Source organism: Pedobacter sp. AK013, assembly GCF_014205835.1.
In the GTDB taxonomy this organism is placed as follows: Bacteria; Bacteroidota; Bacteroidia; order Sphingobacteriales; family Sphingobacteriaceae; genus Pedobacter.
On the sequence record NZ_JACHCQ010000024.1, the window covers coordinates 34195 to 52687 of the forward strand.

15 protein-coding genes and 1 riboswitch are annotated in these 18493 nt (G+C 36.3%); of the genes, 8 read left to right on the plus strand and 7 right to left on the minus strand.

All coding sequences use genetic code 11. From position 1 onward, the window contains the following. Window positions 1-40: 40 nt before the first annotated feature. Window positions 41-236, minus strand: a riboswitch (cobalamin riboswitch). 84 nt (window positions 237-320) lie between these two features. From HDC90_RS25555 to HDC90_RS16135, 3 genes are all read left to right on the plus strand, one after another. Beyond that, window positions 321-956 carry a class A beta-lactamase-related serine hydrolase gene (locus HDC90_RS25555; protein WP_255497712.1) on the plus strand — a complete coding sequence of 212 codons (636 nt, stop codon included), beginning with the start codon at window positions 321-323 and terminating at the stop codon, window positions 954-956. A gap of 42 nt (window positions 957-998) precedes the next feature. Further along, complete coding sequence (locus tag HDC90_RS25560; RefSeq protein ID WP_255497713.1) at window positions 999-1568, plus strand: hypothetical protein; 570 nt, start codon at window positions 999-1001, stop codon at window positions 1566-1568. Between the two features lie 112 nt (window positions 1569-1680). Then, window positions 1681-3084, plus strand: coding sequence for a sigma-54 dependent transcriptional regulator (locus HDC90_RS16135; RefSeq protein WP_184468157.1), 1404 nt, complete (start codon window positions 1681-1683; stop codon window positions 3082-3084). Window positions 3085-3284: 200 nt separating this feature from the next. Here the strand turns inward: HDC90_RS16135 and HDC90_RS16140 are convergent, their stop codons facing one another. From HDC90_RS16140 to HDC90_RS16165, 6 genes are all read right to left on the minus strand, one after another. After that, window positions 3285-5075, minus strand: a complete 1791-nt coding sequence (locus HDC90_RS16140; protein WP_184468159.1) for a chloride channel protein — start codon at window positions 5073-5075, stop codon at window positions 3285-3287. Between the two features lie 75 nt (window positions 5076-5150). Beyond that, window positions 5151-5873, minus strand: coding sequence for an RluA family pseudouridine synthase (locus HDC90_RS16145; protein WP_184468161.1), 723 nt, complete (start codon window positions 5871-5873; stop codon window positions 5151-5153). A 240-nt stretch (window positions 5874-6113) separates the two neighbouring features. Further along, complete coding sequence (locus HDC90_RS16150) at window positions 6114-6803, minus strand: response regulator transcription factor (protein WP_184468163.1); 690 nt, start codon at window positions 6801-6803, stop codon at window positions 6114-6116. Window positions 6804-6906: 103 nt separating this feature from the next. Then, a complete protein-coding gene (locus tag HDC90_RS16155; RefSeq protein WP_184468165.1) occupies window positions 6907-8019 on the minus strand; it encodes a TlpA disulfide reductase family protein in 1113 nt (370 codons plus the stop codon). Next, window positions 8019-9482 (minus strand): Asp-tRNA(Asn)/Glu-tRNA(Gln) amidotransferase subunit GatB, encoded by a 1464-nt coding sequence (gene gatB, locus HDC90_RS16160; RefSeq protein ID WP_184468167.1) that lies wholly within the window; start codon window positions 9480-9482, stop codon window positions 8019-8021. The genes HDC90_RS16155 and gatB overlap by 1 nt, the downstream gene beginning before the upstream one ends. 112 nt (window positions 9483-9594) lie before the next feature. After that, window positions 9595-10743 carry an ATP-binding protein gene (locus HDC90_RS16165; RefSeq protein WP_255497716.1) on the minus strand — a complete coding sequence of 383 codons (1149 nt, stop codon included), beginning with the start codon at window positions 10741-10743 and terminating at the stop codon, window positions 9595-9597. A gap of 357 nt (window positions 10744-11100) precedes the next feature. On the opposite strand from HDC90_RS16165, the gene HDC90_RS16170 reads away from it, so the two are divergent. The 3 genes from HDC90_RS16170 to HDC90_RS16180 all read left to right on the plus strand — a co-directional run bounded on the left by HDC90_RS16170 (window position 11101) and on the right by HDC90_RS16180 (window position 12935). Continuing rightward, window positions 11101-11703 carry a hypothetical protein gene (locus HDC90_RS16170; protein WP_184468171.1) on the plus strand — a complete coding sequence of 201 codons (603 nt, stop codon included), beginning with the start codon at window positions 11101-11103 and terminating at the stop codon, window positions 11701-11703. A 98-nt stretch (window positions 11704-11801) separates the two neighbouring features. Next, window positions 11802-12317, plus strand: a complete 516-nt coding sequence (locus tag HDC90_RS16175) for a hypothetical protein (RefSeq protein ID WP_184468173.1) — start codon at window positions 11802-11804, stop codon at window positions 12315-12317. Window positions 12318-12425: 108 nt separating this feature from the next. Further along, a complete protein-coding gene (locus HDC90_RS16180; protein ID WP_184468176.1) occupies window positions 12426-12935 on the plus strand; it encodes a hypothetical protein in 510 nt (169 codons plus the stop codon). Window positions 12936-13013: 78 nt separating this feature from the next. Here the strand turns inward: HDC90_RS16180 and alaS are convergent, their stop codons facing one another. After that, window positions 13014-15659 (minus strand): alanine--tRNA ligase, encoded by a 2646-nt coding sequence (alaS, locus tag HDC90_RS16185; RefSeq protein WP_184468178.1) that lies wholly within the window; start codon window positions 15657-15659, stop codon window positions 13014-13016. Window positions 15660-15775: 116 nt separating this feature from the next. Between alaS and HDC90_RS16190 the strand changes: the two genes are divergently transcribed. Both HDC90_RS16190 and HDC90_RS16195 read left to right on the plus strand, forming a co-directional pair. Continuing rightward, on the plus strand, window positions 15776-16111 hold the full coding sequence (locus HDC90_RS16190; protein ID WP_029274329.1) for a MerR family transcriptional regulator: 336 nt from the start codon (window positions 15776-15778) through the stop codon (window positions 16109-16111). 149 nt (window positions 16112-16260) lie between these two features. Continuing rightward, complete coding sequence (locus HDC90_RS16195; RefSeq protein WP_255497718.1) at window positions 16261-18492, plus strand: helix-hairpin-helix domain-containing protein; 2232 nt, start codon at window positions 16261-16263, stop codon at window positions 18490-18492. Window position 18493: the final 1 nt, after the last annotated feature.

An 18493-nucleotide genomic window follows, 5' to 3' on the forward strand; every position in this document is an offset into this window, starting at 1 on the left:
AACGTTAATATCTCAATCCAAGCTTCAATCCCCGAAAGCTATGAAATTAAACGCTAAAGGCAGGTCTTCTGACTTACTCCCGTTTTTTCTGTCTTCCCGCGCAGTAGTTAATTGGGCAGTGACTTAAGAATTGAAAAACGTTATAGAGCTTACAGCTGCGGGACAGTTACAGATTTACACTGTATTCCCTTTTAATCCCGGGTGTAAAGCCGGAAACCAAAAGCGCTGCAAAAGTAACAAATTTAAACAACATGTAAAATGGATGATGGAAAATGGTGGTTTTAATAGAAAAAGCTAAATTAGAAATCAAATTTCTACTCATGAAAAGGATTTTAATTATAGCATATTCGTCAATCAGTATATTTGCTATGGCACAAAAAACAGATACTGTTTTTCTCAAGAAACTGATGGAAACCAAACCAGAACTTTTTTCTTCAGTACTTAACCATCCTGATAAAAACCAGATTCAAATCCTTTATACCCAAGTTAACCGTGATGTAAAAAACAGACCTACTTTTAAAACGCTTAGCTATAATTTAGATCCGCACCATTATTTTTATCCTGCAAGTACTGTTAAACTTGCTGCAGTAATTTTTGCCCTGGAAAAAATAAACCGATTAAAAAATACCGGTTTAACCGCTAAATGCACTATGATTACCGATAGTGCTTATAAAGGGCAAACGAAAGTTTTAACAGACACAAGTGCTAAAAATGGGCTTCCATCGATAGAACATTACGTTAAAAAGATTTTGCTTACCAGTGATAACGATGCCTTTAACCGTTTATTCGAATTTATCGGCCGGGCAGAAATTAACGAAAAATTAAAAGCAAATGGATTAAACGATAGTCGCATTTTAAACCGCTTGGCCATTGGTGATGCTGGAGAATCTGCCAAACATACCAATCCTATTAAATTTTATAATGACAGTCGGTTGATTTATGATCAACCGGCATAATACGATCCAAAAGATTACGAATTGCAGTTAACCAACCTGGTAATGGGCAAAGGCTATTTGGACAGTGCCGATAAATTGGTGAATAAACCATTTAGTCTAGCAGGAAAAAATGCTTTCGCCATCAATGATCAGCAAAAACTGATGCAGAAATTAATTTTCCCTGAGGCTTTTCCAACTAATGAAAGGTTTAACCTGACTGTAGAAGATTATAAGCTGATTTATACCTATATGAGTAAATATCCAACAGAAAGCGATTATCCTAAATACGATCCTAAAGAGTTTTGGACAACCTACGCGAAGATGCTGTATTATGGAAGAGAAAAGATAACACCAGATCCAAACATTAGAATTTTCAACAAATATGGCGATAGCTATGGCTACATCATTGATAATTCTTATTTCGTTGATTTTAAAAATGGGATTGAGTATTTCTTAACGGCGGTGGTACAGAGCAATGAAGATGGCATATTTAACGATAATAAATACGAATACGATACCGTTTGTTTCCCCTTTATGAAAAATTTGGGCAAAAGCATTTATGAAGTGGAATTAAACCGCAAGAAAATGCGCCAAACAGATCTGAGCAGATTTAAACTCGATTATTCCTACTGAGATTAAAACCTTTAAGTCCTTTTCAGGTTTATAGCGTAGAAATTGTATAAAAAACTATACATTAATTAAAAAACAATATATTCGCATTTCAAAATTAAAGAATACATCTCTAATGGCTAAATTATTAATAATTGACGATGAGCGTGCGATAAGGAGTACCTTACGCGAAATTCTAGAGTACGAAAATTACGATGTTGAAGATATCGATAACGGTATTGACGGTCTCGAAATGATCAAAAAAGGAAATTTCGATCTGGTTCTTTGCGATATCAAGATGAATAAGATGGATGGTATGGAAGTGCTCGAACAGGCACAGATCATTAAACCTGATTTACCATTTATTATGATATCTGGTCATGGAACAGTTGAAACTGCCATTGAAGCCAGTAAAAAAGGAGCTTTTGATTTTATTTCAAAACCACCTGATTTAAACCGTTTACTGATTACTGTACGTAATGGTTTAGACAGGGGAAATTTAGTTACCGAAACGAAGGTTTTAAAACGTAAAGCAAGTAAAACCCGTGAGATTTTAGGAGAATCGGAAAGCATTTCTAAAATTAAGGAAACCATTGAGCGTGTTGCGCCTACCGAGGCCCGTGTATTAATAACCGGCGCAAATGGTAGTGGTAAAGAATTGGTAGCCCGTTGGTTACACGAAAAATCTAACCGAGCAGACAGCCCTTTAATTGAGGTTAACTGCGCTGCTATTCCATCAGAGCTAATTGAAAGTGAACTGTTTGGTCACGAGAAAGGCTCTTTCACCTCTGCTGTAAAACAACGTATTGGTAAATTTGAACTGGCTAACGGCGGAACCTTATTTTTGGACGAGATTGGCGATATGAGCCTGTCTGCCCAGGCAAAAGTTTTACGTGCTTTGCAAGAGCATAAAATTTCTCGTGTGGGTGGCGAAAAGGAAATCGAAGTAAATGTTCGCGTTTTAGCGGCAACCAATAAAGATTTATTGAAAGAAATTGAAGATGGTAACTTCCGGATGGATTTGTACCATCGATTAAATGTAATCAATATCCATGTTCCACATTTAACAGAGCGAACTGATGATATTCCTGTTATAGCCCAGAACTTTTTAGAAAGTATCTGCAGCGATTATGGAATGCCGGTTAAGAAAATAAACGATGGCGGAATGGCTGCCCTAAAAGCTTTGCCTTGGACGGGTAATGTACGCGAGTTACACAATATGATTGAGCGTTTGATTATTTTAAGCGATAAGGTTATTACCGAAAATGATGTGCGTGCTTTTGCTAATCCAGGTGGTGGTACAAACATTGGTGCCGCAAGCAGTGCGCAGATTGCGGGTGCTGGTGGATTGAGCCTGGCCTCTTCTTTTGATTCGTTCAATAATTTTCAGGACTATAAAGATCACGCGGAACGTGAATTCATCAAGTTCAAGCTGGAAAAAAATAACTGGAATGTATCAAAAACGGCTGACGAAATTGATATCCAAAGAAGTCACTTATATAGTAAAATTGAGAAATTTGGTCTAAAAAGAGCGGAATAAGATGTAGTTGTAAGTACAACTAAGTTTAAGGAGAAAACAAAAATATTGTCATCCTGAGCCTGTCGAGGGAAAAATATTTTTGTTTTCTCCTATAAAAAGTCTTCGACAAGCTCAGACTGACAAATGAAATTAAAAAAATCTATTCTAAAGGAGCTCCTTGAGAATACTACGGTTGAAATGACGATCCTCAGAAATTAGAATCAACCCATATAATCATTCTGCCTCATCAGTAATGCCCTATATTTATTAAAAATAGCCGTTTTAGAAACAAAACCTAAATACTGGTTTTGCATGGTTAACACTGGTAAAATCCATACATTATCCTGCTCCATTTTTTCTAAAACCGTTTTCAGGTCATCATTTTCAGTAATGGTATTTGGTACAGGTTGTACCAAATAAGAAGCTTGTAAATTTTCCTTATCAGGGTGATTTAGCATCTCATTAAATAGTTCTTCTATGTAAATGATCCCCTTAAAATCGCCTAATTCGTCCGTAACCGCACAGATATTTTTATGCGATTGCATAATCTCATTCATCTTAACCGAAATCAGATCGTTCATATTTAATTGAGGGTAAGTTTTCTCGATCAAATACTTCAGCTTCATCTGGTTCAGAACGGTAGTATCTTTATCATCATGCGATAAGAGTTCGCCTCTATCAGCCAGCGCCTTGGTATAAATAGAGTGTTTTTGGGCACTGCGATTAATGGCATAAGAAATGGCAGTGGTAATCATTAACGGCACCATTAAAATATATCCCCCCGTAATTTCGGCAATCAAAAAAATACCCGTTAAAGGAGCGTGCATAATCGAACCTAAAGCAGCTGCCATACCTGCAACAATAAAGTTAGATATGTTTAATTGCGCCAAACCAGATAGATTTACCACATAGGCAAAGATAAACCCAATTAAACCGCCCATAATTAAACTTGGCGCAAATGTTCCACCATTACCTCCTGCACCTAAGGTAACCAAGGTGGCGATCGATTTCATAAAAATGGTGATAACAGTAAACAGTACAACCACCGCCGAAATAGAGCTATAATCGGCAAAAATACTATTGTTGATTACGGTATTATAATCACCTTTTAATAATCCTTTTATTGTGATGTATCCTTCACCATATAAAGTTGGAAATAGAAACACCAGGGCTCCCAACATCAACCCGCCTACAATCACTTTGGTATAAGGATGTTTTATTTTATAGAACAATCCTTTTACTGCATAATTGGCTTTTGTAAAATAAATTGAGAATAAGCCAATAAAACAAGCCAGTATTACATAGTAAAACAAAGCATTAACTTTCCAGCCCTCTGTAACCAAAAAGAAAAGCTGCTGCGTATAAAATAACCTCGCCACTACTGCCGCCGTTGCTGCCGATAATAGCAACGGAATAAATGCGGGAATGGTAAACTCTGGTAATAAAATTTCGATAGCGAAAACAATACCCGCCACAGGACTATTAAATGCTCCTGCAATGCCAGCTGCTGCACCACAGGCCACTAACATGGTAATTTCGCGGTAAGATAAGCCCAGTAAACGGCCTAGATTTGAGCCTATTGCCGATCCACTGGTAACAATTGGAGCTTCCAAACCTGTTGATCCACCGAAACCTACTGTAACGGCTGCCGTAATAATCTGCGAATAAATATTGTGTGCTTCTACTTTGCTCGATTTTTTTGAAATAGCATAAAGTAAAGGGGTTAAACCCGTTTCGAATTTTGTTTTGCGAATAAAGTATTTAATGTACAAAACCGTTAAGAAAATACCGATCATCGGAAATATAAAGTACAGGTAATATTTATATTTCCAGTGCCAGTCTGATTGAAGAAATTCTTCGATATGGTGAGTTAAACTTTTTAAAACAGCTGCAGCGAGTCCTGCTAAAATCCCAACAATTACGGCAAGGATAATTAAGAAATTACGATTTGATATTTTAGATTTTCGGTACTGGTTAATCTTATCAAGGTAATTTACAAATCTGATGTACATTCTATTGCTTTTTAATAGAGGGCGAATAGCCCAAAAGTAACAAAAACAACGAAACGAGCCAATTAAAGAGTCGTTTTATGCATCAAATTTATCTAATAACTTAATTAAGGTTGCAAAATCTTTTGGATAAGGTGCATCGATCACAATATCCTTATCATCTAATCCTTTAAAAACCAAATGTCTGGCATGTAATGCGAAACGTTTCATAATAGGTTGCTCCTCCTCACCCTTGGCTAATTTATAACCTCTCTTAATTGACGAAAGAAAAACAGGTTTCCCTTTGTACATATCATCACCAACAATGGCCGCTCTTTGTGTAGCCAGGTGAATGCGGATCTGGTGCATGCGGCCAGTTATTGGCTTGCACTCAACCAGTGTATAATGTTTGTAGTATTTTAACGAATCGAAAATGGTTTCTGCTCTTTTACCTTCTGCCCTATCAATGGTTACATTTTTATTGCCATCGTTCAAGATCGGAAGGTCAACCGTTAACTGGTCGAAAATGACGTGCCCATCTACTACCGCATGATAGGTTTTATTCACCTTTCTTCTTTCAAACTGCATGGAGGCATGGCGATAACCTTCAGGGTTTTTGGCAATAATTAAAGCACCAGAAGTTTCTTTATCCAAACGGTGACAAACCTGTGCATCATCGCTATACTGTTTGGCCAAGCGTAACACATTGGTTTCTCCAGATCCACCACGTTCATCAAGCGAGGCTAAAAATGGAGGTTTATTGATTACAATAAAATCGTTGTCTTCGAAAAGAATAAGGTCTTTAAAATTTGGAAACTTCAAACTGTGCTATATTAATGAGGCACAAAAATACGATTTTATTTTTTTAAGGCAGGCGTCACCCTGAATTTATTTCAGGACCACATTCTGGAAAGATGCTGAAATGAATTCAGCATGACGAATTCTTTACGCGTATCGTCCTCCTGAACTTGTTTCAGGATCTAATTGAAGATTTTAAGTCCAAAAAAGCCGCTCCGATGTTGATCAGAGCGGCTTAATAACTTTAGCTTTTATAATTATTACTTAAGAAAGCTCAAACTTATAACCTACCCCTTTTACGGTTGATACATAAGTTTCGCCTAATTTTTCTCTTAGTTTACGAATGTGAACATCAATAGTTCTGTTTGTTACCACTACCGAATCTTCCCAGATGTTTTTAAGGATCGATTCGCGGGTATAAACTTTTCCCGGTTTTGATGCCAATAAATATAAAAGCTCAAATTCTTTTTTGGCCAATACTACCTTGCTACCGCCTTGAAAAACTAAATAAGCTTCTCGGTCAATTACTAAATCGCCGATTTCCAATTTGTTTTCAGATACTTCTTCTGTTCCTGTATTCCGCCTTAAAATTGCATTAATGCGGCTAACTAAAGCACGTGGTTTAATTGGTTTTGCGATATAATCATCAGCACCCACATTAAAACCTGCTATTTCTGAATACTCTTCACTTCTGGCAGTTAAGAAAACCATAAATGTATTCTTAAATTCGGGTATTGCCCGCATTAAACGGCAAGCCTCAATTCCATCCATTTTAGGCATCATAATATCCAGAATAATCAGATCTGGATGTACCTTTTTCGCAACAGTAATTCCTTCTTGGCCATTGGTAGCTGTGAAAACCTGATAACCCTCTTTTTTAAGGTTATATTCAATAAGTTCCAGAATATCTGGTTCATCATCAACAATTAATATTTTCTGACCTGCGTTGTTCATAGTTAAATATTTGTTACGAAAGTAGTGCCTATGATGCAATATTTAGTTAAGCCTAAGTTAAGAAATTGTTAATTACTTAAATTAGTTTAACATGGAATTTCTTTTAACGTAACGTTTTGGCTAAAAATGCCTCCAGTTGGTCGCCACGCAAGTTTTTAGCCACAATTTTTCCAGAAGGATCAACCAGGTAGGAAGTTGGAATAGCTTGCACCTGGTAATTTTTTACTGTTACACCGTTAAAATCTTTCAATTCCGAAACGTGTGTCCAGGTTAATCCGTCAGCTTTTACTGCACCTAACCATGCGGCCTTATCGGTATCCAGCGATATACCAATAATATCAAAGTTCTTATTTTTATATTTATTATACACCTTAACTACGTTCGGATTCTCCTGGCGGCAAGGCTGGCACCATGATGCCCAAAAATCGATTAGTACGTATTTTCCCTTATAGTCTGATAAGCTCACTGGTTTGTCATCCGCTGTATTAATGGTAAATGCTGGAGCAACCTGTCCTACCTGAACCGCTTTTAAAAGTGCCATCTGTTTTACAAAAGCATCAACAGTGGCATTGCCTTTAATTTCTTCTTTAACTTCATCTGCAAATTGTACCAGTTCTGCTTCAAATTCCTGTGGACTTAAAGTATTCATAGCATAGAAACTGGCAAGCGTACCTTTGTTGTCTTTAGCAAATTTTATAATCTGCATATTCAATTGATTGATGTACGATTCGTATTGGGGTTTCATTGATTCTAGTACAGCCGCCCTGTTTTGAGGTTGTGTTGCTACTTTTGCTTCGAAATCGGCCTGTAGCTTCTCTACCTGTTTGGCAAAATTATTTCTAATCGCATTTAGTTCTGATAATTTTTCTACTTCATTTGCCCCTGAAATCTTATAAGCCATTGTTTTGTCGGCCAAATCAGCTTCCAATTTAATATCGTCGCCATTTTTTGCAATTAACATAAACTCATGGTTACCTACCGATACCCTAAAGAAATCAACTGATGGGGTTTTACGGATAAATTTAAATTCACCTTTTTCTGATAAATTAGTTGAATCGATTGCAACCATATTGCTATTTTGCATCCCATATAAAAATACTTTCTTCTCCGTACCCGGGTTTTGGAATGTTCCATCAATCGTAAAGCTATCTTTGGGTTTACATGCAGTGAAAGCAATCGCGATCAGCATGATCAGGCTCAATTGTTTTAGTCTCATTATTTTAGTTTTTCAAGTATTAATTCGTTTAATTTTTTAGCATCAGCTTTTCCTTTGGCTAGTTTCATTACATCGCCAACAAACAAACCTAAAACGCCCTTTTTGCCTTTCTTGTACGCTTCTACCTGTTGTGGGTATTTATTTAACACTTCATCAATAAAACTACTTAATTCATCTCCGTTTTCAGAGATTAGTAAGTTTAATGATAGTGCCAAATCGGCAACTTTTGCATTTTCTTCCAACTCAATCGCTGGTAATAGTTGTTGAATCGCAATTTGCTGTGTAATTTTTTTATCATCAACCAGATTAATAGCCTCTGCCAGTTGTGTTGGATTTACTTTGAAATCGGAGATCGTAATCCCTTTTTCATTTAAAACAGCTCTAATCGGACCAATTAACCAATTTATTAAGCTTTTTTTGTTGTGAACAGCTAATTGAGCCTGGTTAAAGTAATTTAACAGGTCTAAATCTTCAGCAAAAAGTGCTGCATCAGCTTTACTGATCCCATAGTCAGCAATCATTTGCTGAGAAATTTCATTTGGTAAAGCCGGCATTAAAGACTTAATCTCTGCTAACCAATCATCAGAAATATAAATGGGTTGAAGGTCCGGATCTGAAAAATAACGGTAATCATTCGCTTCTTCTTTAGTACGCATTGGGGAAGTAGTACCTTTCTCAGAATCAAAGTTTAAGGTGCTCTGGATAATTCTTCCTCCGTTGCTAATCACTTCTACCTGGCGGCCAAATTCGAAATCCATTGCTCTACGTACGTTACGCATAGAGTTTAGGTTTTTTACTTCGCAGCGTGTTCCAAATTCGGTAGTACCCTGTGGCCGTATAGAAATATTAGCATCACATCGCAAACTGCCTTCTTCCATGTTTCCGTCGCTTACATTCAAATGCCTTACCAGTTTCCTGATTTCGCTTAGTAAAACAGAAGCTTCTTCCGAACTGCGGATATCCGGTTCGGTCACAATCTCAATTAACGGCACCCCCGCACGGTTTAAATCAACCAACGAATAGTTATCGTCCTGATCATGAATACTTTTTCCAGCGTCTTCTTCCAGGTGAATGCGATTAATTCCGATTTTCTTTGTAGTACCATCAGCCAATTGAAGTTCCAAAAAACCATTTACACAGATTGGTTGGTTATCTTGCGTAATCTGGTACCCTTTCGGCAGGTCAGCGTAAAAATAGTTTTTCCGGTCGAAATGATTGGTCTGGTTAATGGTACAGTTTAAAGCTAAACCTATACGGATAGCTTTTGCTACTACTTCTTTATTTAACTTGGGTAAAGCTCCAGGCAATGCCAGTGAAACCGTAGATATGTTTTGATTGGGTAAAGCCCCGAAAGATGCACTATCAGCAGAAAATATTTTAGTATGGGTATTTAACTGAACGTGGATTTCTAATCCAGAAACGAGTTCGAAAGCAGTTTGGGGGCTTGTTTCTTGTAAAGGCATTTAAAGCTTCGTGTTATTATAAGTTTTATTAACCATAGCTTGTACTGTTCAATACAGATTTAATCTATGGTTAATATTAATGTGTCAAATATAGTTATTATTTAGTCTTTCCTTAAAAAAGGCTCGATGGAGAAATTTTTAGAAACTCCTGCCAAGGCAGCCCTCCTGCTCCTACTAAAAGTATTTTATCAGGATTATACATTTTGCTAAAAGCATCCATTCCCGAAGTACCTGTCACCTGGCCTGTACTTTTAACTTCTATGCCAATTATTTTACCTCGTTTCTCTAAAATAAAATCCACTTCATCATTTCTGTGTCTCCAATAAAACACCTTATAACCTTCTACAAATGAGAAATTTAATAAATGCGCGCCTATTGATGATTCTACAATTCTCCCCCATTCTGCTGGTTGTTTTTTTATCTCTTCAAAGAATTCATTTCTTTGGGCACTTACCAAAGCATTATTATGTACCTGGAATTTTGGACTGGATGAACGTTTACGGATCATATCGGCTGCAAATTTTTCAATCCCACCCAATAAACCCGCCGTATCTAATAACTGTAAATAATGAGACAATGTTGTGGTATTACCTGCATCAGAGAGCTGACCTAATATTTTAGTGAAAGACAATATCTGACTGGAATATAGACAACCCAATTCAAACAAGCGTTTCATTAAAGCAGGTTTATCTACACGGGTGAGCATTAAAATATCTTTCGAAATACTGGTTTCTATCAAAGCATTTGAGACATAATTTTTCCACCGCTCTTCGTCGTTGATGAGGTTTGCGGCGCCTGGATAGCCACCAAACCACACGTATTGTTCGGCAGTAAAACCAAAAGCACTTTCCATTTCAGAAAAGCTCCAATGTCCTAAATAGGTTAATTCGAACCTCCCTGCTAATGATTCTGTTAATCCTTGTTGAATTAGCAATCTAGAAGACCCCAATAAAATTACTTTTAAGTTTACCCCATTTCGCATGTCTTCATCCCACAAGCGCTTCACAATTTCGCTCCAATTATCAATTTTCTGAATTTCATCAATCACAAGAAGATATTCATCAACACCAGGTTCCTTTAACAGTTCTCTGGTATTAAACCATATCAGCTCTATCCAGGTCCTATCTGAAGCAGCAACTGCATCTGCAGATTCGAATATATAAGGTGTATTAATTTCCTTGACCAATTGGCTGATCAATGTTGTTTTACCTATTTGCCTAGGCCCCACAAGGACTTGAATAAACCTTTTTGGCTCATTCATAACCTTTGTAAGCTTCTGTAAATAAGATCTTTGAAACATATTTAACAATTTACTCATTATATTGAGTAAAATTACTCAATGTATTTAGTAATTCAAAATGGCTGCTAAATTCAATTAATTCTATAATATAAAAGTAGCCTTCATTTACTAGTTTTTATATTAAAAAATACTTATTAAAATACTGTAATAAGCCATTTATATCAATTTTTACAAATTACTCAGTAAAATGAGTAAAATTACTCATTAGCATCTACAATCGTTAAAGAATGTTAAATGGAATGACGCTGATTAAACCAGATCATATTAGCGCTGTCTATCCCAGCAACACATATAAGAAACCTTTAATTAAAAAACATTATGAAAAAATTAGTTTTATTTGCTGCAGTTCTGATGGTCTCATTATTCAGCATAAATAATGCAAAAGCGCAGGTTAGCTTAAATATCAATATTGGTTCGCAGCCAGTTTGGGGACCAACCGGATACAACCATGTAGATTATTATTATTTCCCAGACATTAATGCCTATTATTATGTGCCTTCTGCACAATACATCTATCCTAATGGAAGACATTGGGTTTGGGCAAATAGCTTGCCTGCCCAATACAGGAACTTTGATGTATATCGTACCTATAAAGTGGTGATTAATGAGCCGAAACCGTATTTAAGAAACAATATCTATGCTGCCAGGTACGGTAAGTATAAAAATTACGGTGGTCGCCAAAGCATTATAAGAGACAGCCGTGATACGAAATACTATGTAGTAAAAGGGCATCCAAACTATAATGAGAATAAAACTGTAGTGATTAATAATAACCGCCCTTTACGTAGAGAGAAAAGTGTTGTAAGGGTAAATCAAAATTTAAGACCTGGCCGAAACAATGAACAAAGAAACGATAACAGAGACGGTAATAACCGCCCTGGAAGAAATAACAATCAAGGCCGCGGTAACGAACGTCATTAAATATTTAATTGTAAAAAAAGGAGCCTCAAATGGGGCTCCTTTTTTTGTTCACCTGCTTTTGGCACGCGGTTTGGCTATAAAAACTAAATGACTTGATTATGAAAAAATTATTTTTAATGGCTGTATTGATGATGGTTTCATTATTCAGCATCCCTGCGAAAGCACAGTTAAACGTGAATATTAACATTGGTTCGCAGCCGCTTTGGGGACCAACAGGTTATGACCATGTTGATTATTATTATCTCCCTGATATAGAGAGTTATTATTATGTTCCGCGAAAACAGTTTGTCTATTTAAACGGAAACGAATGGGTTTTTTCTAACTCTTTACCGCCAAGATATGGCAATTATGATTTATATAATGGCTACAAAGTTGTAATTAATTCACCTAGGCCCTATCTGAATTTTAAAAGCGATAAGATAAAATATGCTAAATATAAGGGCAATAAAGATCAGTTTGTAATTAGAGATAGCCGTGATAGTAAATATTATGTTGTAAAAGGACATCCTCATGGCATGCCTCCAGGACAGGCTAAAAAGATTTACGGAAAACAGAATAATGGTAAAGGCCACGGAAATGGTAAAGGCCATGGAAATGGTAAAGAAAAGGATTAATAAATTTAAAAGGAGTTTCAAAAGCTCCTTTTTTTATATATCTGTTACAATAGAAATTTTGGCACAGCGTTTGAATTGTTAGAGTACACACAAATAAAATAGATTATTATGAAAAAGTTATTTATCATCTCCGCGATTTTGGGTATCGTGGCTTTAACATCTAATCAATCTAACGCTCAAGTAAGTATTAGTGTAAATATTGGTGCTCAACCAGCTTGGGTTCCTGCAGGTTATGAAAACGTTAACTATTACTATCTTCCAGAAGTTCAATCTTATTATTGTGTCCCTCAAAGGCAATTTGTTTATTTAAGTGGAAACAGGTGGACAAGATCTAGATATTTACCAGCAAGATATAGAGGTTACGACCTGCATCATGGAAGAAAAATTGTAATGTATGGAAACAACCCTTATCGCAATTATAACACACATAGGGTAACCTATGTTAGCCGTGAAAATTATTACCGTGGCTCTTATGGTGGTAGGAACAGAATGAGATACAATTCTCCAAGAAATAACTACAGAAACCACAGGGAAGATAACAGGTACCACGATAGAAATGTGAATGCGAGTTTGTTCTCCAGAGGGCACCGGGAAAAACATGGTCATGGTAGACATTAAAAAAAAGAGGCTTTAGGGCCTCTTTTTTTATGAATATCGATCAATAAGATTGCTTCGTTCCTCGCAATGGCGATATTTTTAAGGAATAAAACTCTCTGCTTTTTCCAACACAATTTTTAATCCTGCTGGGTTTTTACCTCCTGCAGTAGCATAAAAAGGTTGTCCTCCGCCACCACCTTGAATCTCTTTACCTAATTCGCGCACAATATTTGAAGCATTTAATCCTTTTTTCACCAGGTGATCGGAAAGCATTACGGTTATTCCTGGTTTACCATCAATTTCTGTAGTAAAAACCAGAAACAAATTATCAACCATATCTTTCAAAGAGAAAGCCAGATTTTTAACAGCCTCGGCACTTTGCAGGTCGATGTGTTTAGCAATCAGGTTAATGCCATTAATTCCTCTTACATGATGTACGATTTCATGTTTTAAGGTATTTACACGTTCTATTGTAGACTTCTCAATTTCCTTTTTCAGTTTTGCATTTTCATCCAATAAAGCCTGAACAGATGCCGATAAATCTTTACTTCCATTTAGTAATGTTTTTAAATGGCCTAGTTCTTTTCTTTGATCTAAGAAATATTGCTCAGCTTTATCAGCAGTAATGGCCTCTATGCGGCGAACACCAGCTGCAACAGCACTCTCAGAAATAATTTTGAATGAACCAATCTGTCCTGTAGCTTTTACATGTGTACCACCGCAAAGTTCTTTAGAGAAATGGTCGTCAAAAGTAATCATACGGACAAAATCGCCATATTTTTCGCCAAATAGAGCTGTTACACCGCTTTCAATAGCATCTTGATAAGGAACATTACGCTGTTCCTTTAACTTAATGTTCTGGCGGATTTTCTGGTTCACGATTACCTCTATCTGTGCTAATTCTTCATCGGTTACTTTGGCAAAATGCGAAAAATCGAAACGCAGATAATCTGCATTAACCAACGAACCTTTCTGGTTAACATGCTTGCCTAAAACTTGTTTAAGGGCTGCATGCAATAAATGTGTTGCAGAGTGGTTATCTTCAGTTAAAATGCGTTTATCTTCATCTACAACGGCCCAGAACTTACCTTCCAGATTATCAGGTAAAATATCGGTAAAATGAACCGTTAAGCCATTCTCTTTTTTAGTATCGGTAATGTCTACCCAAAACTGACGGCTGTGGTCTTCTAAACGGCCGGTATCTCCTACCTGACCACCACTTTCTGCATAGAAAGGTGTTTGGCGCAAAACAATCTGATATTGTTCTTTGCCTTTGGCTTTTACTTTACGATATTTTAAAATTTCGGTTTCGATTTCTAAGTCATCATAACCTACAAATTCACTTTGATCGTCTGCATTTACTACAATCCAATCACCTGTATCTATGGCTGTTGCAGCGCGAGAGCGATTTTTTTGTTCGCCTAATGCATTATTAAAACCGTTCATTTCAACAATCCAGCCCTTTTCTTTTGCCATTAACTCCGTTAAATCTATCGGGAAACCAAAAGTATCATACAGCTGAAATGCAAATCTTCCTTCTATCATTTTATAGGATGGATGTTTTTCATCTCGTTGATTAATTGAAGCGTTTATATATTCATTAAATCTAGTAATGCCATTGCCTAGTGTTTTTAAGAATGAGACTTCCTCCTCTAAAACTACTTTTTGCACAAAATCCTGTTGCGAAATTAATTCATCAAATACACCTTTAAATTGTTCAGCCAATAAAGGAACCAATTGATTTAAAAATGGCTCTTTAAAATTTAAAAACGTGTAAGCATAACGTACGGCTCGGCGTAAAATTCTTCTAATAACATACCCCGCACCATTACTTGATGGTAGTTGCCCATCTGCTATTACAAATGAAATTGCACGGATATGATCAGCCATAACACGCATAGCAATATCTGTTTCTTCATTTGTACCATATTTATTTCCAGATTTTTCAGCAATAAATTGAATTAGCGGTTGAAAAACATCTGTATCATAATTTGAGGATTTTTCCTGTAAAACACGAACTAAACGCTCAAACCCCATACCTGTATCTACATGCTTAGCAGGTAAGCTTTGCAATGAACCATTTTTTAAACGGTTAAACTGCATAAATACATTATTCCAGATTTCGATTACCTGGGGATGATCTGCATTTACCAGGGTAGCCCCATCAACTAAAGCTTTTTCTTCATCGGTACGACAATCTACATGGATTTCAGAACATGGCCCACATGGTCCGGTATCGCCCATTTCCCAAAAATTGTCTTTTTTATTTCCAGGTAAAATATGGCTTTCATCAACATATTGTTTCCATAAATCGTAAGCTTCCTGGTCTTTCTCCAGACCTTCTTTTTCGTCGCCCTCGAAATAGGTAACATATAATTTTTCTTTCGGGATTTTGTAAACTTCGGTCAGTAATTCCCAACTCCAGGCAATAGCTTCCTTTTTGAAATAATCGCCAAAGCTCCAATTGCCCAACATTTCGAACATGGTGTGATGGTAAGTATCAATACCCACTTCTTCCAGGTCGTTATGTTTACCAGAAACACGTAAACAGCGTTGGGTATCAGCAACACGAGAATATTTTATGACCGCCTCCCCTAAAAACAGATCTTTAAATTGGTTCATGCCCGCATTGGTAAACATTAAAGTTGGGTCGTTTTTAACCACAATGGGTGCGGAAGGAACAACATGATGTTGTTTTGATTCAAAAAAACTAAGGAATGCCTGTCTAATCTCTTTTGCTGTCATTTCAATATTATTGGAGGGAACAAAATTAAAATTTTATTGCGTTAATAAGGAAAAATCGAGCTACATTTGAATACTTTAATTAATCGATATAAAACACTCATAATCAATCACAAAATATGCCGTATAAAGAAAGAGACATTAATAAAATGTATTATACCATGGGTGAGGTGACTGAAATGTTTAATGTTAACGCATCGCAGATCCGTTTTTACGAGAAAGAATTTGATATCCTCCAGCCTAAAAAAAATAAAAAAGGCAATCGTCTTTTTACGCCAGAAGATATTGAAAACCTAAAAATTATTTTCAATCTGGTTGACGAAAAAGGTTTTACATTAAAAGGTGCTAAAGACTATTTGAAGAACAATAAAACAGGTGTTAGAGAGAATCAAAAGATTATTGATTCGTTAGAAAAACTGAAAGGTTTTTTAGTAAACCTGGCAGAAGAACTTTAAACGCTCTATTCATTCACTTTTGTAGATTTTATCCATTAATATAGGTAATTAAAAAATACATTTTTTGTAATTTTTTAATTATTTCTCTATATTAGAATCACCAATACAAAAATCACCCTATTTTTTATTAACCAGTTTAACCCCTGCTTATGAAAATATGGTGTGCGTTATTGCCCGTTCCTTTCCCCTATTATTTATTTCCCAAGAAACATTTGGGTGTCGTTCTATTTGCATTAGTTGGTAATTGGTTGCCACCAGTAAATCCTTATGGAGATACAATATTTCGCAGCTATAAAACGGTAATTTCATGGCTTACTGATCTTTACAATAAACTTCTAACTGGAAGTCGTTATGCGTTTAAGATATTAATTGCTGCCTTTGTGATGATTGGATTTATGGCAAATGCCCAAACCCATGCACAAGAAACAGATATACGCGATATTTTGGAGAGTATAGCTGAAAACCTGCCTGATGATTATGATATGACCGAGTTGGTTGATATTTTGGAGAAATATCGTAAACATCCAATTAACCTGAACCGTACCTCAGTTGAAGAATTAAAAACTTTGGTTTTCCTATCACCCTTACAGATTGGTAATTTTTTTACACATATAAAGGAAAATGGTCCGCTTGCAGATGTACTCGAATTACAAAGTATTGCTGGCTTTGATATTAAAACAATCCAAACCTTGCTTCCATTTGTAACATTAACCAATATCGCCGAATATCAGGAACTCAGTTTTAAAAACCTCATACGTGCTGGTGAAAATGACCTGATGATGCGTTTCGCGCAAACTTTGCAAAAACAGAGGGGTTATACCGATTTACCTGGGAACAGGTATTTAGGTTCGCCAGAAAGATTTCAGATGCGTTACCGGTATCAATATAATTCAATCCTATCAGCTGCCATAACTTTAGATAAAGATGCCGGAGAAAAATTTATTGGTAAGCCTTTCGATTTTTATTCAGGAAATATCACGCTATTCAAATTGGGTAAATTAAAAAAATTGGTAGTTGGCGATTATACACTGCAATTCGGCCAGGGCTTAACCTTATGGTCGGGTTTTTCCTATGGCAAAGGGCCCGACGTAACCAGCGTAGCTAAAAAAGATTTAGGTTTAAGGCCTTACAATTCTACCAATGAATATTCCTTCTTTAGAGGCAGCGCTGCAACAATTAATTTATTTAAGAATATAGACATTACTCCTTTTGTCTCATTCCGCAATCTTGATGCTAGTCAAAAGTTAGATTCTGATGGAAACTTAATTCAGTCTACAATTAATCAAACTGGGTTGCATAGAACGCCTACAGAGATTAAGAATAAAGGTGTTTTGGCACAGAGTGTGTTTGGAACTACAGTTCAATATGCCAAAAACGAATTTGCTGTTGGTGCTATAGCTTATCATACCAATTATAAGAATCGTTTTATTACGCAAGCTGCAGCCTACGACTGGTATAGTTTCACTGGCAAATCGTTAACTAATTTGGGTATATTTTATAATTATACCTACAATAATATGTACCTCTATGGCGAGGCAGCAAAAGGTTTAGGTGGTGGCTATGCTTACATTAATGGTGTACTCATTAGTTTATCGCCAGCCGTTTCTGCAGCCTTAACCTATCGCAATTATGCTAAAGATTATCACAGTTTCTTTAATCAGGCAGTATCCGAATCGAGCGAAGCTGTAAATGAAAAAGGATTGTATGCGGGTTTAAATGTTAACCCGAATAAACAATGGGCCTTTTCTTTCTATGGTGATTTTTTTCGGTTCCCATGGTTAAAATATCGTGTTGATGAGCCCTCACAGGGTTATGAGGTTTTAGCCCAAGCCGTTTATACACCAAGCAAAACCTTTAAAATTTTAGTTCGATTTAAAACAGAATATAAACAACAGAATACTGATCTGGATGTTCCTGTAAATTTTTTAGACCCTGTAAAAAGAGAAGGTTACCGAGCAGAGGCAAACTGGCAATTGAATAAGAGTTGGCAGTTTCAAAACCGTTTAGAGATTTCTCAATATAAGAAAGGGAGTGCAAATAGGGAATTTGGCTACCTTGTTTATCAGGATATAGACTATTCGCCCATGTTCGCTAAGCTAACAGGCAATATAAGGTTTGCCTATTTCAATACCCCGAGTTATAACAGCAGGATTTATGCGTATGAAGATGATGTTTTATACAGTTTTGCTTTTGGAATGTATAACGGAAAAGGTTTTAGAACCTACCTCAACCTGAGGTACAACGTAGTTAAAAAACTAAACGTTTGGATTCGATATGGGTTATTCGTTTATAAGGACGTAGAAACAGTAGGGACTTATCTGGACGAAATTAAGGGTAATAAAAAATCGGAAGTTAAAATTCAAGTACGCTATCAATTTTAAA